Source organism: Aeromonas sp. s8 (assembly GCF_040907785.1).
Taxonomy (GTDB): domain Bacteria; phylum Pseudomonadota; class Gammaproteobacteria; order Enterobacterales; family Aeromonadaceae; genus Aeromonas; species Aeromonas veronii.
In genome coordinates this window covers 168,781-189,064 of the sequence record NZ_JBFOCL010000047.1, presented here as the reverse complement: position 1 = coordinate 189,064, position 20,284 = coordinate 168,781, and the positions used below count along the sequence as shown (strand labels likewise).

Here is a 20,284-nt window from a genome sequence, read left to right as displayed (position 1 = left end):
CGTCACCCCACCACCCTGCCACTGCCAAGCCCCGACAACCAACAACTAATCACTAATTAATAAAAGTTTGTGCCAGCGCAAAAAATCACTCTTTTCTGATAGTTAGCTCATCAAAACCATAGATAAGACCACTCTGGCTCCGTAATATGGCGACGGGCGTCTGTTGACCCCTTTTCCGAGATCAATGGTCAACGGCGCAATCTGGTAGCGACAGTCAGGGGCGGTAGCCACTTTAGCGTAGGGTCGATTAGCGAAGCGTAATCGTCCGCGGTAACCGTCCCCTCTCCCCTTGCGGGAGAGGGCTAGGGTGAGGGGTCGGTAACGTCATTACATGGCGGAATATCGCCCCCCTAATTGGCATGGCTTCGCCATGCAGGACACGAGGACTCCGTCCTCGACGAGGTTTCGCCGCCGCTGCGCGGCTTGGCTTGGCGAGTGACTTTGGAAAGACCCAAAGTCACCAAAGGTCTAATCCCCCACTTGTTCGCCCTCCTGCGTCGGGTTCCCTCGGTTCACCCGTTTGTCCCACGGCACGCGCCGATGGGCCATCCATGGCCCAGCGGCGCTCGCTCGGCGTCCTGCCTCGCGGCCTGGACAAACGGTCTCACCTCGGCGAACAACAGGGGGCAATTCCCAACCCGCCGCACCGAGGTTGGTTAACAGCATCCGGTGTATTCGAGGCTGTGATCGGGAGAGACGTTATCTCTGATCCGGCCCCTCGCCCGCCATATGGCGAGGCCAGATTGCCGCACTGATGAAACAAGAATCATCAACGTGGTTGCATGGGTGAAAAAATCATTATGAGTACAACAGCAATCGGCACAGACCCCTATCAGGAAACAGTTTTATATTGAAGACCCGATAGTGAGTAGCTCACCGTAATAACACCTTATTTCTCGAACGTCCGATTACGCTTCGCTAATCGAACGTACGGCCCTATAAAACCAGATGATCATAACCCCCAAAAAACATGTGCACCCATGTTAATCAAAAAGTCAAAAAGGATTTAATGTGAGCCAAGAAGATGATGAAAAATATCCAGCCAGCGCCATATCCTCGTGGAGCGGTTTCGTTTATCAAGGGAAAATTGCGCTATATCACTCACTTAAACTTATTTACGATGATGACTTAGACTTCGAACTTCAGCTAGACAGTAGCGACGATTTTGCTATTTATAAAAATGGAAAACTACATACCGCCCATCAAGTAAAAGCGAAGATTAGCAAATATCGTAGTGGCTACACCAAGGCGCTAGAGCAGTCCACTTTAATCGAATTAGACAAAATAAAAGGGACGACCCGTTACTTTCACGTATCCGTCCAGCTAGATAATACAGATGATCACATAGGCGCTAGTGGAGAAACAGTAAAAATTTACCGATACGGAGATAAATATTATTGTGGACTGGGTGAAATTGAAGGCTTAACCAAAGAACTTATAAAAAAAGTATGTGAAAAACAGTCCATCACTGTCAGTGATAACCTTATAAACTTTAACTACTGCTTACTGTCAGAAAAAATAAGCACCATCGCAATACATTGCCATAAACTAAATCAAGTTGACGGAGTCCGAGAAGCCAGAGCCGCATACGAAAATCGCATCAAAGCCAGTAGCCTTTTAGCTGATCTGCTGAATGAAAACCCCTATCAGAATAGGGACTACTATGCAGTTGAATTAAAGAGTAGGCTCCTAACCCATCTAGAAGAAAGGCTGGATAAAGCGCTACCAACAATGAATGACGCCACTTATGAGAGAGCTAGACGCTTGTGTGATCACATACGCGAAACGCCCATCAACGAATTAAAAACGCTATGCCAGATGATGAAGCCATCCGAGCGGTTTCAAGACGTTCAGACGAACGATATCAGGCGATACACCAAGCTCATACAGGCTATTTCGGTGGAGCCCATATTCAACCATCTCCCGCACTACCTCGATAGCAAAAATCAGTTCTACGTGCCTACCGCTCTTGACGTGGATGAAAGCGAAGAGTGTGAGTCTGACATGATCAATGAAATGAAAAACAACGGAGCTCTGCTGAGACTCCTTTTTGAGTACAACCATCTAATCGCCAGCAAAGCAGAGGCCTCATTCACGTTTAATACAAAATTCACAAACTCGGATGACTACGACAACAAGCAGACCACTGCAATGCTTGCAAGCAACATTATCAAGTCGCTATGCATTAGCGTAATAACAAAGGACGAAGCGGAGGACCGACTGAATGATAAAGCAACTCATTGATGAAGCACTTGTTGCCCATAATTTTGTGTGTCAACGCGAACTGGATACCACAAGCTTTTACATTCGCGAGTCTGGAACTGCCATCAGGTTCGCAGTCATACATAATCTTGACGACCTACCAGACCCCGGCGAGCTGAATAACAAAATCAATCACCTTGCACCTGAAGAATTTCTCAGAAATCCAAGCTTTAAGAAAAACTGCGACTTGATTTGCATTCATCGCCTTGACGTTCTGTCCGAGTTCAAGGAACACGAAGGAAAAATATTCGCCATCGAGGAAGATCCACATTTTTATAAAAAATATGTCCTTTATTACAGTATTGCAGAGGAAAGTGTTCTAACTGATTTTACGTTCGACAAACTGGTATCTGTGATTGCAGACAAAAAGGAATTTCTTAACTACAAAGACAACCCTCTTGTCGCCACACAATACAGCTTCGCGGCAAAGATATTTATCAAACTTCCTTTTTTAGAGCTACCAAGTCACCAAGGAAACCTTGTGGCCTTGAGGCTACAAGCAATTGAGTCCGTTGCAGAAGCTGGCCTGAACGATACATATTCGACTATCCAAACAGTTACAGACAAAAATGCCGACGAAATTATCAAGGAAATGATTAAAAATGAACTGGCAAATATCCAAGATTGAAGTCTCTAGTTTCAAAGCATTCAAGCATATCTATTTGGACCTTGGCGAGTCGTCCTTGCTAACTTTGGACGGTCCTAACGGTTATGGTAAAACAAGCATCTTTGATGCAATAGAGCTGCTACTCACCGGCCAAATCAGTCGAATACAAAACCTATTCAATACATTATTAACCAGAAACAAGAGAGACTACACAGATAATCTTTTCTGGAACAATCGCTCCGGAGAGAACGACCTCTACATTAAAATTGAATTTATTAATGATGAGCGCAAACTTGTTTTAGCAAGACATTGCCCAGTTGCAATATTCAAAAAACCAGCGAACAATCGTGCAGACAAGTATGAAAACTTTAAGCTTTACCAGCTGCCGGAATTTGAATCATCTGATTTTACAAAGATTAATCTGCGAGACAACAACTTCCTTGACGAAGTTTTTGGTAAAAACTTCAGGGAAAACTTCTCCTTCCTTAACTATCTGGAACAAGGACAAAACCGACTATTACACACTCGAGTAGACGAACGCAAGGATAAACTTGGAAACCTCTTTAACATCAGTGATATCGAAACCGAGATTGAAAACTGCAACACCATATACAATAAATTCACAAGGTACATAAACAATCCTGAACGCACAGGAAAAGCTTTATCACTTAAAGAAGAGATAGCCAGCTTAAAAGGCACATTGCAGGCAGAGACAAGTAACCTTGAGTACAAAAAACTCTCCACGACTGATGTCCAACCAATATGGGACAGGGAGATCCTATTCTCAACGTACTCAGCGGCAGATCATACATCCTATCAGGAATCAGTTCGCAAAATTATTGCTCTTCTACCGCTCAAAGCCACTATAAAAACTAGGGTTCACAACGAGACAATCGATGCCGAAATTGATCTCAATGAGGAATCACTGAGAAGCTTGGCTCAGTTTGGTAAAGACTTAAACAAGCTTGATGTGCTTGATGCTATCAAGAAGATAATTGATGAGTTAGAGAGTTCAGCAAAAATCATCAAGCGCGGTGCTACTGCAATCAAACTCGAAGAAGCCAGATCATTACCTAACTGGGCGGATGGGCGCCTTGAGTGGTTTGAGTTACAAATTGAATCCCGAAATAGCCTCCACGAAAGAAGCAGCACCAATGCGAACGTCGTAGCCGAATTGGAACGTCTGAAAAGACAGCTGATTGATGAACATAAGAAGTCCTATCCCGATGATCAGTTTTGCCCTCTCTGTGGCGCAGACTGGGAAGATCACAAATCAATGGTGGATGCCATTGACGCAAGAACCAAGCAGATCTCTGAATCACTAAGCAAAGACGGTAAGGACTTAGTTAACCTTATCGCTACTATGGGCGCTGAGCTGAAGCTCATCGACATCCAGATCCAAGACAGTTTGAAACTTCTCAAGCCAACATTTGAACCCAAGCTTCATGCAGAGCTGACCAAACTTAAGCTTCGACTCCCAGCAATAACCCAGCTAATGGAAAAGCTGCAAAGTGACAATATTCAATTTACTGACTCATTTACTGAAATTGATGAGGTAGTAAATGAGCGACTTGAAAAATTCAAAGCGATTCTAAGGAATAAAAAACAGGTTGAAGCTGATGCTTTAGCGCTGCCAGAGGACTGGCGAGAAACAACAAATAGCGCCTTTAAAGACTTGCAGGACTTCTACATAATCACGGCTGAAGACCTAAAGGATAAAGAGCTGTACATATCGATTAAAGCCAACGAGGCTCAAAATGCTCGTCTCCAAACCTGTATTTCCGATCTTAAACTTATCGAAAAAGAAACCCTAGCGGCGCAAAAAGCACAAATTAAAATCAAAACACTCCGCGACACACTGAAGGAGACAGAACAAAGGTATACCGACCAGACAATTTCGGCTATTGAACTCATATTCCATATCTACAGTGGCCGACTTATCCAAAACTACCAGCGTGGTCTGGGTCTATTTATCGAGAGCCGCGAAGGTACACAGCTGAGATTTCTGACTGCCGAGAAGTCTGAACACGATGCGGTCATGTCCATGAGCTCTGGTCAGGTGTCAGCTCTTAGCCTTGCCTTCTTTCTCTCACTCAACAAGGTCTATGCTAAGGTACCTCTCATCTTGATTGATGATCCGTCGCAATCTCTGGATGAAATCAACGTTGCTTCCTTGACCGATCTACTCCGTTGCGAACTCAAGCATTGTCAGTTGATTGTCTCCTCCCACGAGGACGATATCTCTGCATACATGCGCTATAGGTTCAACAGAGCAGGCTTAAAAACAAGTTCACTCAACATGCAGCTCTTGGCGAAAGACGCTTCGTAACAGTCGCCCGTGGCTATTAACCCTCGCAACCAGCATATCGAAGCCATGCCATTAAGGCGTAGGACGATATTCAGCCGAGAAATGACGTTAGCCCCCCTCACCCTAACCCTCTCCCGCAAGGGGAGAGGGGATCAGAGCGCAGGCCACCGAGGCTTAGCCGATCGCAGAGGCTTAAGAGGTGTCGAGGGAAGAGACACAAACAAAAACCGCAGCCCAAGGGCTGCGGTTTTTTATTGGCTCAACCTGTTGGCACCAACAGGCCCATCGCCCTTACGCACGGCGCCAGCTGGTCTTGCCGGCGCTGTCTTCCAGCACTATGCCCATCTCGGTGAGACGGTTGCGGGCGGCATCCGCCGCAGCCCAGTTCTTGTCGGCACGGGCCTGATTGCGCTCGGCGATCAGGCGCTCGATTTCGGCAACCTCTTCGTCCGCTTCATCACCCTTCAAGAAAGCCTCAGGGTCTTGCTGCAGGATGCCGAGCACGGCGCCCAGCTCGCGCAGACGGGCGCCCAGCGCGGCGGCAACGGCCATGTCTTCAACCTTCTGGCGGTTGATCTCGCGCACCAGATCGAACAGGGCGGAGTAGGCTTCCGGGGTGTTGAAGTCGTCATCCATCGCTTCCTTGAAGCGAGCCACCTGCTCGTCGCCACCGGCAGCAGCGGCTACCGGCAGATCGCGCAGGGCGGTGTACATGCGCTCCAGCGCGGCGCGGGCTTGCTTGAGGTTATCTTCCGAGTAGTTGAGCTGGCTGCGGTAGTGGCCAGACATCAGGAAGTAACGGACGGTTTCGGCGTCGTAGTGTGCCAAAACGTCGCGGATGGTGAAGAAGTTGCCAAGAGATTTGGACATCTTCTCTTTATCCACCATCACCATGCCGCTGTGCATCCAGGTGTTGACGTAGTCACCACCGTGGGCGCAGCAGGACTGGGCGATCTCGTTCTCGTGGTGCGGGAACTGCAGATCGGAGCCACCGCCGTGGATGTCGAAGTGGTTGCCAAGGTGCTTGGAGTTCATGGCGGAGCACTCGATGTGCCAGCCAGGACGGCCCGGGCCCCAGGGGCTTTCCCAGGTCGGTTCGCCCGGCTTCGACATCTTCCACAGCACGAAGTCGAGCGGGTTGCGCTTGGCATCGACCACGTCAACGCGGGCACCGGCTTGCAGCTGCTCCAGATCCTGACCGGAGAGCTTGCCGTAGTCGGCATAGGATTCGACGATAAACATCACATCGCCGTTATCCGCCACGTAGGCGTGCTCTTTTTCCAGCAGGGATTGCACCAGCTCGATGATCTCTTCGATGTGCTGGGTGGCGCGCGGTTCGATATCCGGTCGCACCATGCCGAGGGCGTCGAAGTCGGCGTGCATGTCGCCAATCAGACGCTCGGTCAGCTCGTCGCAGGTGACGCGGGTTTCAGCGGCGCGCTTGATGATCTTGTCATCCACGTCGGTGATGTTGCGCACGTAGGTGAGGTCATAACCGGCGTAACGCAGGTAGCGAGCGACCACATCAAAGGCGACGAAGGTGCGGCCGTGGCCGATATGACAGTGATCGTAGATGGTGACACCACACACATACATGCCCACCTTGCCCGGGTGGATAGGTTTGAATTCTTCTTTTTGACGAGTGAGTGTGTTGTATATCTTCAGCATCTTCTAACCACTGCCTGTGAGTAAAATGGTTGGTCATAATACCCCGTTCAGGGGCAGAAAACGAGGCAGAAAAGCGGGCCAATCCCGCCTGCCAGCACGGTTACGGCGCCTGAGAGACTATGCCGCCAGCCCCTGATGGGCTAGAATTGCCACCACTTTATGCCATACACCTGCGGGCACTTCGTCGTCCGCACCAAATGAAAGGACATATCATGGTCACTCTGCACACCAATCACGGCGACATCACCCTCACCCTGAATGCTGAAAAAGCCCCGGAAACCGTGGCCAACTTCCTGCAATACTGCCGTGACGGTCACTACGACAACACCATTTTCCACCGCGTCATCGACGGCTTCATGATCCAGGGCGGCGGCTATGCTCCTGGCTTTGAAGAGAAAGACACCCGCGCTCCCATCAAGAACGAAGCGGCCAACGGTCTCTCCAACAAGGTCGGCACCATCGCCATGGCTCGCACCATGGAGCCGCACTCTGCCAGCGCCCAGTTCTTCATCAACGTGAACAACAACGACTTCCTCGACTTCAAATCCGCTACCACTCAGGGCTTTGGCTACTGCGTATTCGGTGAAGTGACCGCCGGTATGGACGTGGTCAACAAGATCAAGGGCGTCAAGACCGGTAACTACGGCCGCATCCACCAGGACGTGCCGGTAGAAGACGTGGTGATCACCAAGGTGACCCTTGCTGACTGATCTCTGCCGACTCGGCACTGACAAAACTGCGGCCCCGGCCGCAGTTTTTCCATCTGCCTCCCCCACAGCCAGTCCGAACTGGCGCCGCCTCGACTATCTGGCCCACGGCAACCCGCGTCAGCGCTCGGCCCATGCCCTGCTCACCGCCGGTGTGTGGGATGAGCTGGCAGCGCAGTGCGCCGATCTGGCGCTGGTAAGCACGCTGGCCATCGGCCTCGATCGGCCCGGCAGCGATCTCGATATTCTCTGCCAGCATCCCGATCCTGCGGCCTTTGCCGCTACTTTTGCAGAGCAAGGTTGGCAGGCGAGCGACAAGGGCGGCAATATCTGGCTGCTGGAGCGCATCTTTTCCTGTCTCGACCAGAGCTGCGCTAATAGCGGTTCTGACAAGAGCGATGCCTGCTGGCCGCTGGAGCTTTATGTCACCCCCGCCCCCATCGAGACGCTGAATGGCTGGCGCCACCTCACCCTGATGGCGGCCCTGCTCGAGCGGTTTGGCGATGCTTTCTACCGTGAAGTGCTGCGCCTGCGCCTTGAAGAGGGTCTGAAAGGAGAAGCAGCCATGTGCCGGTTGCTGGGGCTGGCGGGCGATCCTTATGAAGCGCTGCTGACGCTGGAGGGACGCAATCTGGCCGAGCTGTCATGGCAGCCGCCATCCCGTGACGATATCCATACCTCAACTGGCGCGGCGGCGCCCGCAGCGCACTATTCGTCCCCCGTTGTGTCTACTATCTCTGCCACCCCTGTTTGCCCTGTTTCGACCGAGAGCCCGATCCCCACATCATGAGCACCCTCTTTATCAGTGACATTCACCTCTCTGCCCAGCGGCCCGATATGACCGCGGCACTGGTGCGCTTTCTCGAGCACGACGCCCCCGGCGCCGATGCCCTCTATGTGCTAGGGGATCTCTTCGAATTCTGGATTGGCGACGATGACCCCAATCCGCTTCATCAACAGATGGCCGACGCCTTCTTGGCCCTGAGCCAGCAGAACGTGCCCATCTACTTTATCCACGGCAACCGTGACTTTCTGCTGGGCCAGCAGTTTGCCAAACGCGCGGGGATGACATTGCTGGGTGACCCTTGCGTGATCGACCTCTATGGGGAGCGGGTAGTGCTGAGCCACGGCGATCTGCTCTGCACCCTGGATGAGGGGTATCAGAAGTTTCGCCGCATCACCCAGCTCAAGTGGCTGCGCTGGCTCTTTTTGCGACTGCCGCTCGCCCGCCGTCAGGCCATCGCCTGCAAGATGCGCGGCCAAAGCCAGATGGAGAATGCCCACAAGAGCCAGATCATCATGGATGTGACGCCCGCGGCGGTAGACGACACCCTGCGCGCCCACGACTGCCGGATGATGATCCACGGGCACACCCACAGACCCGCCATCCACGACTTCACCCTCGATGGCCACCCCGCCCGCCGCATCGTGCTGGGAGACTGGTTCGAGCAGGGCTCGGTACTGATCTGCCGCCCAGGCGAGCAACTGCTGGAGACAAGACCGCTGGCAGCCGCACGCTGACAACAGGTTCACAAGGCATCTGTAAAGAGAGGGGCGCGTCAGCAGTGACGCGCCCCTTGTTCATGGGCAAAACAGGCGCTTGGCTCAAAGAGGCGCTGCCGTCGCCGCATTTCCTGCGTCATAACAAGTCCGACAGCTTGTGACCAGCCAGCGCCATCCGACCCTTCGCATCCCGGCATCCCTGCCTATAATGCGGGCTCAAACACACAGAGAGGATTAATCCATGGGCTTTATCAGCTGGATCGTATTGGGACTGTTGGTGGGTATTCTGGCGAAGTGGATCATGCCGGGCCGCGACGGTGGTGGTTTCTTCATGACCGCCCTGCTGGGGATTGTCGGTGCCATGGTTGGCGGCTACGTGGGTACCCTGCTGGGGCTGGGCTCCGTGACCGGTTTCAATATCCCGAGCATTGCGCTGGCGACCGTGGGCGCCCTTATCGTCCTGTTTGTCTTCAACAAGATCCGCAGCTGACCCCCAACGCCATCTATGTGTAGATAAACAGGGCACCGCGAGGTGCCCTCTCTTTTTTATCGCCCTCACGATGTTGCCAGCGGCAAGATCAACCTCACCAGCAAGCCCCCCAGCTGGTTCGCCGGCAGCAACACCACTTCGCCGTGGTGGTAGTGGGCGATATCGCGCACCAGCGCCAGACCAAGCCCCGCTCCCGGCTGTTCGCTTCCCTGCTCGAGACGCTGGAACGGCTGCCAGACTCGCTCCGCCAGCTCGGGGGCGATGCCGGGGCCACTATCCTCCACCTCCAGCCAGATCTGCCCGTTGCTTTGCACCACCCGCGCCGTCACGGTGCCGTGGGGTGGGGTGTATTTGATGGCGTTGTCGAGCAGGTTGGCACACAGCTCCCCCAGCAGTAGCGGCTCCCCCGCCACCATGATGGCGGACTCCTCCCCCTCGTAACCGAGATCGATCCCCTTGCTCCGGGCCTGCGCTAACCGTGACAGACAGGCCTGCTGCACCAGCGCCGTCAACTCCATGGGCTCACGCTGGCGCAGCCCGGAGCACTCGTCTGATTTGAGTCGCGCCAGCAGCAGGAGCCGTTCGGTCAGGGCGATGGTGTGATCGAGCCGCACGGCCATGGCATCGAGGCTTTCGCTCATCAGGGCCGGACCGCCACTGCCGCGCGCCACCTCAACTTGAGTTTTCAGGATGGTGAGCGGGGTGCGCAGCTGATGGGCGGCATCGGCGCTAAAGCGCTCCTGCCGGGCCACCAGCTGGCGCAATCGGGCCAGCTGGCGGTTGAACGCCTGCACCAGCGGCCGGGTCTCCTGCCAGGGGAGCAAATCCGGCAAGGGGGCAAGATTGGCGGCATCGCGGCGCAGGATCTCCCGCGACAGACGGCGCATCGGGGTGAGCAGCCGCTTGAGCAACAGATAGGCGAGCAGCAGGGTGAGCACCACCAGCGCCCCCTGGGTCAGCAGGGCCGACCAGAGCAGTTGCTCCGCCAGCTGCTGGCGACCGAGCAGGGTTTCCGCCACCGTGATGCGGGCCATGCCGTTGACGCCCCCCTCACCCACCGGTTGCAGCAGCATCACGGCGCGGATCGGCGCCTCCTGATAAAGCCCGTCATAGAAGTAGGCAAGGGCCGGATAGCGGTCGGTCAGGGGCGTACCGTCCGGCATGGGGGGCAAGTCGTCAAAGCCGGAGATGACCCTATCGTCGATGCCGCGCACCTGATAGAAGAGGCGATCGCGCATGTTTCGCTCGAAGCTATCGAGCACCACGTAGGGCACATCCACCCTGAGGCTGCCTTCGGCAGCCGTCAGCCGCTCGGCGACGGTGCGGGCCGAGGCGAGCAGGGTGCGATCATAGGCCGAGGTAGCCGCCGCCAACGCGCCGTAGTAGCTGTACCAGGCCGAGGCAGCCCAGAGGATCAGCAAGGGGCCACCCAGAAACAGCAGCAGTTGATGGAGCAGGGAGCGACTAATGGGAGGCCTCCGGCGCCGCTTCCAGCAGATAGCCGAGACCGCGCAGGGTGGTGATCACCACCCCGCTGCCCACCAGCTTTTTGCGCAGCCGGTGGATATAGAGATCGATGCTGTCGAGCCCTACCTCGTCATCGAGGTTGAACACCTGCTCGAACAGCTGCCCTTTGGCGACGGGCCGCCCGTGGCGGTACATCAGCGCTGTCAGCAGCGCCAGTTCGCGCGGAGTCAGGGCAAGGCGGGCATCGGCCAGCAGAAAATAGCCATCGGGATGCAGGGTCAGACGACCCAGCCGCAGCTCGGCACCCCCGCTTTCGCTGCGCCGCAGCAGGGCTCGCAACCGGGCATCCAGCTCCCCCAGATCGAACGGCTTGGCCAGATAGTCATCGGCTCCGGCATTGAGACCGCAGATCCGCTCCTCCACCGCGCCGCGGGCGGTCAGCAGCAGCACCGGCACCCCCTGCCCCCTACTGCGCAACCGGCCGAGTACCGCCAGCCCGTCGAGCTTGGGCATCTCGATATCGAGCACCGCCAGCGCGTACTGTTCGTGGCGCAGCAGGTGGTCAGCCTGAGCTCCGTCAGCCACCCAATCCACCGCGAAACCGGCGCTGGTGAGTGCCCGCGACAGCCAGTGGGCCAGTTCGTGATTATCTTCTGCCAACAGCAAGCGCATCCCTCTCCCCTTGTTCCTAACCACGGCATTCAGCCGCACTGCTTCAACTGCATCCCTTCGTCACTGCCATTGCGGGAGAAGGTGCGATCAGGGTCACACTCCCGGCTCTTGGTCAGCGATTGAAAGGTGAATGAAAGGTTGTTGTTTTAACAATTTCGCATCACTTCGTCTATCGACGGAGTCACACCCAGGAAAAACAACGACAAGATGGAGCACACAACCATGAAGCAACGCACACGTCATGCCCTCGCCCTGCTGACCCTGCTCGGTGCCCTGCCACTGCAGGCGGCCGAAAGTGCCACGACCCCGAGCCGTACCGAATGCATCGCACCGGCCAAACCGGGCGGTGGTTTCGATCTCACCTGCAAGCTGCTGCAGGTGAGCCTGCAGGAGACCGGCACCATCGACAAGCCGATGCGAGTCACCTATATGCCGGGCGGGGTCGGCGCCGTGGCCTACAACGCCATCGTGGCCCAGCGCCCCGCCGAGGCGGGGACCGTGGTCGCCTTCTCCGGTGGCTCCCTGCTCAACCTCTCACAGGGGAAATTTGGCCGTTACGGGGTGGACGATGTGCGCTGGCTGGCGGCGGTTGGCACCGATTACGGTATGATCGCGGTGCGCCATGATGCCCCCTATCAGAACCTCAAGGAGCTGGTGAGCGCCATGGAACGCGATCCCAATAGCGTGGTGATCGGCGCGGGTGCCTCCATCGGTAGTCAGGACTGGATGAAGACGGCTCTGCTGGCCAAACAGGCCGGGGTTGACCCGCACAAGATGCGCTACGTCGCCTTTGAAGGGGGTGGCGAGCCGGTCACCGCGCTGCTTGGCAACCATGTGCAGGCGGTCTCCGGCGATCTGAGCGAGATGGTGCCCTATATCGGCGGCGACAAACTGCGGGTGCTGGCGGTGTTCTCTGCCGAGCGGCTGCCCGGCAAGCTGGCCACCATCCCCACCGCCAAGGAGCAGGGTTATGACCTGGTGTGGCCGGTGATCCGCGGCTTCTATGTCGGCCCCAAGGTGAGCGACAGCGAATACCAGTGGTGGAAGCAGACCTTCGATCAGTTGGTGAAGACCGACACCTTCAAGGCGCAGCGGGATCTGCGCGGCCTGTTCGAGTTTGACCTCACCGGCGAGGCGCTCGACAGCTACGTCAAGGAGCAGGTGGCGCAATATCGCGAGCAGGCCAAAGCCTTCGGTCTGGCCAAATAGGAGCCGCAGCCATGAGCGATCGCATCTTCGCCGCCATCTGGCTGCTGCTCTGTCTGGCAGGCGCCGCTATCGCCTGGCAGATCCAGAGCGAATACAGCTATGAGCCGCTGGGGCCGCGCCCCTTCCCGCTCGGCATCATCGGCCTGATGGCGCTCTGCGCCCTGTTGCTGCTGCGCCGCCAGCCGGACACCGTCAGCTGGCCGCCGCTGCGTACCCTGCGCCACCTCGCCATCATGGTGGTGGCGCTGGCCGGGTACGGTGCCAGCTTCGAGTGGCTGGGCTTTCCGCTGGCCACCACCCTGCTCACCTTTGTACTGGGGCGCCTGTTTGGCGCCTCTGCTAAAGCCGCCCTGCTCTCCGGCGTCGTCGGCGGTCTGGTGCTCTATCTCGCCTTCGACCGGTTGCTGGATGTCACCCTGCCCCTCGGCGTCTGGTTCTCTTAAGGAGTCAATATGGATACCTGGATGTACCTCTCCCAGGGCTTTGCGGTGGCACTCACCCCGGAAAATCTGGTGATCGCCCTGATCGGCTGCTTTGTCGGCACCGTGGTCGGCCTGCTGCCGGGCCTTGGCCCCATCAACGGGGTCGCCATCCTGTTGCCGCTGGCTTTTGCCCTGAAACTGCCCCCCGAATCGGCGATCATTCTGCTCGCCACCGTCTATATCGGTTGCGAGTATGGCGGGCGGATCTCCTCGATCCTGCTCAACGTGCCGGGGGATGCCGCCGCCATCATGACCGCGCTGGATGGCTACCCCATGGCCCAGCAGGGCAAGGCGGGAGTGGCCCTCTCCATCTCGGCGGTCAGCTCCTTTGTCGGCTCCATGCTCGCCATCGGCGGGATCATACTGTTCGCCCCGGCGCTGGCGCGCTGGTCCCTCGCCTTCGGCCCGGCGGAGTATTTCGCCCTGATGGTGTTCGCCATCGCCTGCCTTGGCAGCATGATGAGCCAGAACCCGCTCAAATCCTTTATGGCGGCGCTGATTGGGCTGGGGCTCGCCACCGTCGGGGTGGATGCCAACACCGGCGTCTATCGCTTCACCTTCGACAGCGTTCACCTCTCGGACGGAGTGCAGTTTATCGTGGTGGTGATCGGCCTCTTCTCGGTGAGCGAGATCCTGCTGATGCTGGAGCACACCAGCGGTGGCGGCAAGCTGGTGCGCACCACCGGGCGGATGCTGTTCAACTTCAAGGAGCTGGTCCATTGCACCGGCACCATGTTGCGCTCATCCACCATCGGCTTCTTCGTCGGCATTCTGCCCGGCGCCGGTGCCACCATCGCCAGTGCCATCACCTACATGACCGAGAAGCGACTGGCGGGGCCCAATGCCAAATTCGGCGAGGGGGACATTCGCGGCGTGGCCGCACCGGAGGCGGCCAACAACGCCTCAGCCTGTGGTTCCTTTATCCCCATGCTGACACTGGGAGTGCCGGGGTCGGGTACCACAGCAGTGATGATGGGGGCGCTGACCCTCTATAACATCACCCCCGGCCCCACCATGTTCACCGAACAGCCCGATGTGGTGTGGGGACTGATCGCCGCCCTCTTGCTGGCCAACGTCATGCTGCTGGTGATGAACATCCCCATGGTGGGGCTCTTTACCCGCATGCTCTCCATCCCGCTCTGGTTTTTGGTGCCCGCCATCGCCAGCGTCTCGGCGGTGGGTGTCTATGCGGTGCACAGCACTACCTTCGATCTGCTGCTGATGGTGGGCCTCGGGGTCTTTGGCTATCTGCTGCGCAAGATGCACTTCCCCATGTCACCGCTCATTCTGGGCTTCGTGCTGGGTGAAATGCTGGAGCAGAACCTGCGCCGCGCCCTCTCCATCAGCAATGGCGACACCGCCATCCTGTGGAGCAGCGGCATCAGCCAGACCCTTCTGGTACTGGCCATCGCAGTAATCACCCTACCCCCGCTGGTACGCCTGCTGCGCCGCCGCAAAGCCGATCCGCTGATCCCGGACGCCCGTCCGGAGCAGGGTGCCTGACCTGATAAGACAGAGATGACGGGTTTATTGATACAAAAGGGCGAGATCTGAACGATCTCGCCCTTTTTAACAGACCGCATCCATCTGTCACTAACGGTATAAAAACATCCAATATATCAACGCTAATCGCCCCGCGTTCTCTGACACCTCAAGAACATCAAACTGACGTCATTCAACCAGTGTTATGAGCAAGCCGCTACGTGACAAGGAAATATTCAGACTGGCCGCTGTATCCCTTGTTCTAGATCTGTATTCCCCACCGAGTCAGGGGGTGGGCAAGCCTGATAGTGAGCTTGAACTGGCAATTAAACGCCTGAGGCTCTACCGGACTACACCTGTGTGGCTCAAATGTGGACTCGGAGGAAAAAGAAAAAGGCCACTATTTCTAGTGGCCTTCTGTAACTCTTTGATTTTAATGGTGCCGAGGCCGGAATCGAAGATGACGCACCAAAGCCTCTAAAATCAACGAATGCGCATTATAAAAAACTCATCGTATACCTATCCGTATACCAATAATATTTTAGTGCTGCGTAAACCGGCGAAGTTGAACAGACATTCCTGCCAACGCGAACATCCTGACAGATGTATCGACATAGATTGACACCTACATCTATAGCTGCAATCTCCACCTGATTCCCTTTCATGGATTGAGGGCCTAGTGGCGTATATCTGGCGGCATACCTGTATGACACCAGTATTCCATCCTTGGATTTCCCGTTGTTCACTACCATTTTCAGATTGCTAATGCTTTGACGTTCTCAAGCGACTCAAATACCGGCCATTTTTCCCCAAACTCACACAACTGCGGCGCACTCGATACCACTGTCAAAAAACTCCCCTCTGTATGTCTCTTTAGCCGTGTAAGGCCGGTATAAAACAGCGCCAAATCTGTTTTTGTCAGTTTCCCACCGATGCATATCACGATAGCGCGAGACTCCCAGCCTTTGAAGCTATGCAGGGTTGTCGCCTTTATCCGAGCGTCACCCATGTAAAAACCCACCTTTTGTCGCCGGCATTCACGTTCATCGTCGTTATAGGTATGGATAACCTTAATGCGTTTTTTGGCGAGTGAATCAACCACCTGCTTTCCTGTGGCTTTATGACTACATAGAAATGTCAGGTCCGCCATCGCTAGCGGTTGACTCACGTCATACTTGATGAAGTTCATGAGTTCGGTACAACAGATGTCTACTATCTGATGTTCATCAACTTGCACCCACTTTAAAAAGGACTGCTCCAAATCCAGACCCAGCTGTTGGTTTTTTGGCAAATTGATTGATTCGGCAGGAAGAAACTTCTGAGCGAACTCCTGAACAAGATCCAGAATTTGTTGCGGTAATCGGTAACTGACACTGAGCTCTGACCAGGCACCACGAAAACCAGCGTTATTCATGGATTCATCTGTCCAACGGGATGCCGTGTCATAAATATCTTGGGTAGAATCCGCCACCAGCAGCATTTCGCCACCGGGATGAAGCACCTGTCTCAGTACACTCCACCAGTGAGGCAAAAAGTCCTGCCCCTCATCGACCAAGATTGCATCGTAACGGGCAACCACACCATTACTATCCTGCTGAATAACTCTCTCAACCAAGGCTGGTACATGGTGGGTCAATACGATTTTATCGACTTTTGAATTATCGCGAGGGAAGAGTGCTAGATAGTCATCAATAAAACCTGCTTCTTCACACACCCGCTTACACCAAGCGTGATAATTAAGCCAGGTAACACTGGAGCGGGTCTTGCCATTGGCACCGGGCCAGCGCACAGCAACATCCATCAAATAATGCAGCAGAGTAATATTGAAGGTCACCACAAGCACCTGCTTACCTTGGCTTATCAATTCTGCCGCCCGCGCAGCCAAGACCAAAGATTTACCCGAACCCGCAGCGCCTTTTATCCGTCGATATCCGGAGGCGGTTCTGCTGGTCACCAATGCCCGCTGTTCTTTATCCAGCTCCAGCGGTCGCCTTTGCGTCTCCGAAAAATCTGGTTCCACCAACCAGTTGCGTAAATCTTTGTACATGCAGTCATTCATCACAGGAGAGTAAATAGACTTCCCTCTGGGGAACACCGCTGCCATATCCCCCTGACATAGCGCGTTGCGACCGCTAATCGGGTAGTTTTCGGGATGTTGGTCCATCTGCCTATACACTAAGCATGGCTTGAATAAATGCGTAATCTGCGTGTCATCGGCAAACGGAAATATCACCACCGCCGTAATGGCGCCAAATCCTCTTCTGCTTTCCAGACGCGGACAGTAGAGTTCAAAAATTTCCTGCTTGTAGCGGTAAACTTGCTCAATTGGATTCTTGCTTTGCAATGAAAAGGACTTGCCATCTTTATACCCCATCAGTTTGGGCATTTTATTGGGCTGTGTTTCGACCCAATACTGCATGGCGTCCAGATCCCAGTCTTTAATTTCAAACACGGCAATGCCGATTTTGGGGCTCAGCAACACAATATCGGGCCGTAAACCATTCAGATGAGGCTGCAGATAGATATCCCAATGTTCCGGCAAATGGGTATCAAAAAACTCAAACACCATCCTCTCCCCCGGAGTAAGCGGTTGGCGAAGTTTATGGTGTTCCGCTTTAGGCGGAGATACAAATCGTGTCATCTGCCCGTCCTTATCTTTTTTGGTTCACACCACAGAATTTCTATTTTTTTATAAATTTTACATGAGAGACGGCAAATCCAGCCGTCTCAGGCGAGAAACAGTTCACGTTTAAGCCTGTGACAAAATCGTAAAGTAGGTCTTCATTTCTATATATCGGTGCCACTTTTCATCATAAACTTTTCGCTCAAGCAGTGTCAGGTCGTCGGAGTGGGCCTCATTCTCAGAAAGGTCTAGGCCATGCCCAAGGCTCACACCGCCGAGCTCTGTCAGTAAATAGCGGTTGTGAAACACATCATGCCCGTCCTTATTTTCGAGCTCATTTACCTGAAGCTGTAATCCGGGCAATTGTCTCACAATCCGCTTTTGAATCTGGGCCTTGACATAGGCGGCACCTGGCGAACCGCCTTCACGCTTTGGTTTATAACAGAGGATAAGCTCAGGCATGGCGCTGTGAACCCTGCCGTTCAAGGCGTCATTAATAAGTCGACCGACAAACTCTATGGCGCGCTGGTTCCAGCCATAGGGGTCCACAAACAGAATTTTATCTTTCGCCAGTCGCAATATATCCCTTAATACCGGGGAACAGCTTTCATAGGTTCTGGCCACCAGCCTCTGATGTGGGTGGTTCCAAAGACTGCCCTCGGAATACATGGTTGCTGGCGTCAGGCTGCGGGGGCTTGGCAATTGACGCGCAGCCAGCACACCATGAAAGGGCAACCTCGCATCCTCCGCCTGCACATTGTCACACCAGTCGGCTGAAGTACACTCAAAACCATCCCGGTGTACCAAGGCCTCAGCCAGGTAATTAACCATTTCCACATAACGCTGCGCCGGCAAAGATTGAGTATCCGCCGGGCTTCTTTCCAGATAAAAACTGCGGTATTTCGATTTTTTTTGCCTAGGAAATGAGCTGGAGAGCCTCGGTGTACCTAGGCCGTATTCACGAAAAAACTCACGATAATCACGGTCATCCTCAGCCCAGGCTTTAAGCAGTTCGGGGTCGAGGGCGTATTCATGTATCATTACAGTAACTCCTCTCGCCGCTCAGCAAAAAAGCCATTGGGCCAGCGCTGCCTGAACTCGCCATCCTCATCGATCTCTATACGCCAAGCCTTAGTGCCGTAAGAGGTGGGTTCCATATAGACAATGGCTACATCTTGAGGATTTACCGGATTGATATCTTCAGGCAACTCGCCATCTGAAGTCTGACGGATCCGTTTTAAAATACGCAGGATCAAATGCTCACTGTGAGTCTCTATTAAAAAGGTTTTGTTATCAGCGTTCTGGGTCAACAAATCGCCAATACCTACCTGAATGCGCGGGTGTACATGCAACTCTGGCTGCTCACAAGCGATGATGCCTTTGTTTTTTTCAACCGCTGCGACGATCAATGGCAACAATTGCGACACACCGACTCCAATATCTGTAGATGAAACTTCAATATTATTTGTTTCATCCCACAGCACTGTCTTGGAGGTGGGGGTGACCTCATCGTGATCAGTTGCTGAGCCGCTTGATTGCTCAATGCTGTTCAGCAGCATGTTTTTGATACTGTTGATATCTATCGCTGTACTCTGTGCAGAGGGATTATCACATAAGGGCTCATTAGATAGACGCAACTGCGGTTGCAAACCAGACCGCTCAATCAAATCAATCATCTCAAGCATTTCCTTGAAACGATCATCACCACCGCTGTAACCCACCTTGCTAAAAATAGATTTACGACGGATGGAATAACCTAAGGCTAAACTGCCACCAGATCCCATCCATCGATTAATAGCATAAAACTTTCTGCTATCGTGACCAAGCAAATCCCAGGCCGCAGCCCCCGAGTACCAGTCTTTTTGCTCTGGGTATGGGTTAATTTGATGCAAGGCATCGGGCACCAGCCGCAATGGCCCAATGCATAAACTGTCTTTGAGCAAGGCCAATAAATTATCAAGAGGAGCCACAAGGGCATCCGAGAGTATTTCATGCACTCGGACTGCCAACAGACGATCCTCTGCATCTAACGAAGTTTGCAGTAACTTATTTAGTGGCGGTAACGCGCCGGTTGCTCCGTAAAAGCTAATGGGAACATGGGTCATTACTTCGCTGATCCCTTCGCTGGCCTTGGCAGTGACGTCGCCATCCACCAGTCGCGACAAATTAAGCCACTGTTGGAAACGGCTAACAAACCTGCCATCACCCTCTTCTACGGCAAAGGTCTCATCTTCATCACAAAGCAGTGCCGGGTGACGGTAGTTCAGATAGCTAATCACCGGCTGTTTCAGGCCATCGTCGCTAGTCAACTCGGCAATCAACTGGTCATCCAACCATAACCGGTAACAGGCCACATACGCCGTTCTCATCTTTTGGGAAAAGCCGATATGCAACTCAATGGCTACCCGGTCTGCATCTGCTGTGGGGCTATCAACGGTTAAGCCCAGCCCTTCATCCAGTAACTCCGAGACCTGGTTGTAACTTGCGCCAATCTCGCCTTGCTTATCCAGGGTCACTTTCAGCACGATGCGCTTATTAAGAGCGCGGCCATTGACCAGATTTTTAAAGCCACCAATGTGCTTGCCGCCCAAGGCATCTAGGCGCATCGGGTCGCAGTGGCCCTTCTCCAAAATCTGCTGTAGGTAAAACAGAGCCATTAAAACCGTGCTTTTGCCCACGCTATTAGGGCCAAACAGCAGGGTAACAGGTGCAAACTCGATACGCTGCGTCGCCTAGAACGAGCGGAAGTTGGTAAGTTCGAGAGCTGTTATGCGCATGTCTATCCCCTTACATGCCGGCAGTGT

The 20,284-nt window shown here is 54.2% G+C and carries 16 protein-coding genes; 10 read left to right on the top strand and 6 right to left on the bottom strand.

The genetic code is table 11. The annotated features are described in order from the left end of the window. Window positions 1-1,011: 1,011 nt before the first annotated feature. Genes AB5Y86_RS16915 through AB5Y86_RS16905 form a run of 3 tightly spaced genes read left to right on the top strand, consistent with a single transcriptional unit; the run spans window position 1,012 to window position 5,198 of the window. On the top strand, window positions 1,012-2,244 hold the full coding sequence (locus AB5Y86_RS16915) for an ABC-three component system protein (protein ID WP_368193504.1): 1,233 nt from the start codon (window positions 1,012-1,014) through the stop codon (window positions 2,242-2,244). Then, window positions 2,225-2,890, top strand: coding sequence for an ABC-three component system middle component 1 (locus AB5Y86_RS16910; protein WP_368193502.1), 666 nt, complete (start codon window positions 2,225-2,227; stop codon window positions 2,888-2,890). Before AB5Y86_RS16915 ends, AB5Y86_RS16910 begins: the two co-directional genes overlap by 20 nt. Then, window positions 2,865-5,198 (top strand): AAA family ATPase, encoded by a 2,334-nt coding sequence (locus AB5Y86_RS16905; RefSeq protein WP_181269475.1) that lies wholly within the window; start codon window positions 2,865-2,867, stop codon window positions 5,196-5,198. Before AB5Y86_RS16910 ends, AB5Y86_RS16905 begins: the two co-directional genes overlap by 26 nt. 270 nt (window positions 5,199-5,468) lie before the next feature. Here the strand turns inward: AB5Y86_RS16905 and cysS are convergent, their stop codons facing one another. Next, the gene (cysS, locus tag AB5Y86_RS16900; RefSeq protein ID WP_368193501.1) at window positions 5,469-6,845 is read right to left on the bottom strand and encodes a cysteine--tRNA ligase; all 1,377 of its coding nucleotides are present in this window, start codon (window positions 6,843-6,845) and stop codon (window positions 5,469-5,471) included. A 212-nt stretch (window positions 6,846-7,057) separates the two neighbouring features. Here cysS and AB5Y86_RS16895 point away from each other — a divergent pair, with 212 nt between their 5' ends. From AB5Y86_RS16895 to AB5Y86_RS16880, 4 genes are all read left to right on the top strand, one after another. Further along, window positions 7,058-7,555, top strand: a complete 498-nt coding sequence (locus tag AB5Y86_RS16895) for a peptidylprolyl isomerase (protein ID WP_302246123.1) — start codon at window positions 7,058-7,060, stop codon at window positions 7,553-7,555. Then, window positions 7,545-8,342 carry a DUF4269 domain-containing protein gene (locus AB5Y86_RS16890; RefSeq protein ID WP_368193500.1) on the top strand — a complete coding sequence of 266 codons (798 nt, stop codon included), beginning with the start codon at window positions 7,545-7,547 and terminating at the stop codon, window positions 8,340-8,342. The genes AB5Y86_RS16895 and AB5Y86_RS16890 overlap by 11 nt, the downstream gene beginning before the upstream one ends. Continuing rightward, the gene (gene lpxH / locus AB5Y86_RS16885; RefSeq protein WP_368193499.1) at window positions 8,339-9,073 is read left to right on the top strand and encodes a UDP-2,3-diacylglucosamine diphosphatase; all 735 of its coding nucleotides are present in this window, start codon (window positions 8,339-8,341) and stop codon (window positions 9,071-9,073) included. Before AB5Y86_RS16890 ends, lpxH begins: the two co-directional genes overlap by 4 nt. 223 nt (window positions 9,074-9,296) lie before the next feature. Next, window positions 9,297-9,545: a GlsB/YeaQ/YmgE family stress response membrane protein gene (locus AB5Y86_RS16880; protein ID WP_005350930.1), complete on the top strand. Its 249-nt coding sequence runs from the start codon at window positions 9,297-9,299 to the stop codon at window positions 9,543-9,545. Window positions 9,546-9,610: 65 nt separating this feature from the next. On the opposite strand, the gene AB5Y86_RS16875 is transcribed toward AB5Y86_RS16880, so the two are convergent. Together AB5Y86_RS16875 and tctD are read right to left on the bottom strand one after the other, a co-directional pair. Then, window positions 9,611-10,966, bottom strand: coding sequence for a sensor histidine kinase (locus tag AB5Y86_RS16875; protein ID WP_368193497.1), 1,356 nt, complete (start codon window positions 10,964-10,966; stop codon window positions 9,611-9,613). 43 nt (window positions 10,967-11,009) lie between these two features. Further along, complete coding sequence (gene tctD / locus AB5Y86_RS16870; protein ID WP_005350926.1) at window positions 11,010-11,684, bottom strand: transcriptional regulator TctD; 675 nt, start codon at window positions 11,682-11,684, stop codon at window positions 11,010-11,012. Window positions 11,685-11,906: 222 nt separating this feature from the next. On the opposite strand from tctD, the gene AB5Y86_RS16865 reads away from it, so the two are divergent. Genes AB5Y86_RS16865 through AB5Y86_RS16855 form a run of 3 tightly spaced genes read left to right on the top strand, consistent with a single transcriptional unit; the run spans window position 11,907 to window position 14,878 of the window. Then, entirely contained in the window at window positions 11,907-12,893 is a 987-nt protein-coding gene (locus AB5Y86_RS16865) for a tripartite tricarboxylate transporter substrate binding protein (protein WP_005350924.1), read from the top strand. A gap of 11 nt (window positions 12,894-12,904) precedes the next feature. Beyond that, the gene (locus AB5Y86_RS16860; protein ID WP_005350923.1) at window positions 12,905-13,336 is read left to right on the top strand and encodes a tripartite tricarboxylate transporter TctB family protein; all 432 of its coding nucleotides are present in this window, start codon (window positions 12,905-12,907) and stop codon (window positions 13,334-13,336) included. Between the two features lie 9 nt (window positions 13,337-13,345). Beyond that, entirely contained in the window at window positions 13,346-14,878 is a 1,533-nt protein-coding gene (locus AB5Y86_RS16855; RefSeq protein ID WP_368193496.1) for a tripartite tricarboxylate transporter permease, read from the top strand. Window positions 14,879-15,611: 733 nt separating this feature from the next. Here AB5Y86_RS16855 and AB5Y86_RS16850 read toward each other — a convergent pair. The 3 genes from AB5Y86_RS16850 to AB5Y86_RS16840 all read right to left on the bottom strand — a co-directional run bounded on the left by AB5Y86_RS16850 (window position 15,612) and on the right by AB5Y86_RS16840 (window position 20,176). Next, window positions 15,612-17,498, bottom strand: coding sequence for an NERD domain-containing protein (locus tag AB5Y86_RS16850; protein WP_368193494.1), 1,887 nt, complete (start codon window positions 17,496-17,498; stop codon window positions 15,612-15,614). Between the two features lie 108 nt (window positions 17,499-17,606). Further along, complete coding sequence (locus AB5Y86_RS16845) at window positions 17,607-18,521, bottom strand: hypothetical protein (protein ID WP_257687946.1); 915 nt, start codon at window positions 18,519-18,521, stop codon at window positions 17,607-17,609. Then, window positions 18,521-20,176, bottom strand: coding sequence for a DUF3696 domain-containing protein (locus AB5Y86_RS16840; protein ID WP_368193610.1), 1,656 nt, complete (start codon window positions 20,174-20,176; stop codon window positions 18,521-18,523). The genes AB5Y86_RS16845 and AB5Y86_RS16840 overlap by 1 nt, the downstream gene beginning before the upstream one ends. Between the last annotated feature and the right edge of the window lie 108 nt (window positions 20,177-20,284).

What these genes read in the sequence shown, in the direction of transcription:
- AB5Y86_RS16910 (WP_368193502.1), top strand. Translation starts at nt 2,225, where the DNA reads ATGATAAAGCAACTCATTGATGAAGCACTTGTTGCCCATAATTTTGTG.
- AB5Y86_RS16905 (WP_181269475.1), top strand. Translation starts at nt 2,865, where the DNA reads ATGAACTGGCAAATATCCAAGATTGAAGTCTCTAGTTTCAAAGCATTC.
- cysS (WP_368193501.1), bottom strand. Translation starts at nt 6,845, where the DNA reads ATGCTGAAGATATACAACACACTCACTCGTCAAAAAGAAGAATTCAAA.
- AB5Y86_RS16895 (WP_302246123.1), top strand. Translation starts at nt 7,058, where the DNA reads ATGGTCACTCTGCACACCAATCACGGCGACATCACCCTCACCCTGAAT.
- lpxH (WP_368193499.1), top strand. Translation starts at nt 8,339, where the DNA reads ATGAGCACCCTCTTTATCAGTGACATTCACCTCTCTGCCCAGCGGCCC.
- AB5Y86_RS16880 (WP_005350930.1), top strand. Translation starts at nt 9,297, where the DNA reads ATGGGCTTTATCAGCTGGATCGTATTGGGACTGTTGGTGGGTATTCTG.
- tctD (WP_005350926.1), bottom strand. Translation starts at nt 11,684, where the DNA reads ATGCGCTTGCTGTTGGCAGAAGATAATCACGAACTGGCCCACTGGCTG.
- AB5Y86_RS16865 (WP_005350924.1), top strand. Translation starts at nt 11,907, where the DNA reads ATGAAGCAACGCACACGTCATGCCCTCGCCCTGCTGACCCTGCTCGGT.
- AB5Y86_RS16860 (WP_005350923.1), top strand. Translation starts at nt 12,905, where the DNA reads ATGAGCGATCGCATCTTCGCCGCCATCTGGCTGCTGCTCTGTCTGGCA.
- AB5Y86_RS16855 (WP_368193496.1), top strand. Translation starts at nt 13,346, where the DNA reads ATGGATACCTGGATGTACCTCTCCCAGGGCTTTGCGGTGGCACTCACC.
- AB5Y86_RS16850 (WP_368193494.1), bottom strand. Translation starts at nt 17,498, where the DNA reads ATGACACGATTTGTATCTCCGCCTAAAGCGGAACACCATAAACTTCGC.
- AB5Y86_RS16845 (WP_257687946.1), bottom strand. Translation starts at nt 18,521, where the DNA reads ATGATACATGAATACGCCCTCGACCCCGAACTGCTTAAAGCCTGGGCT.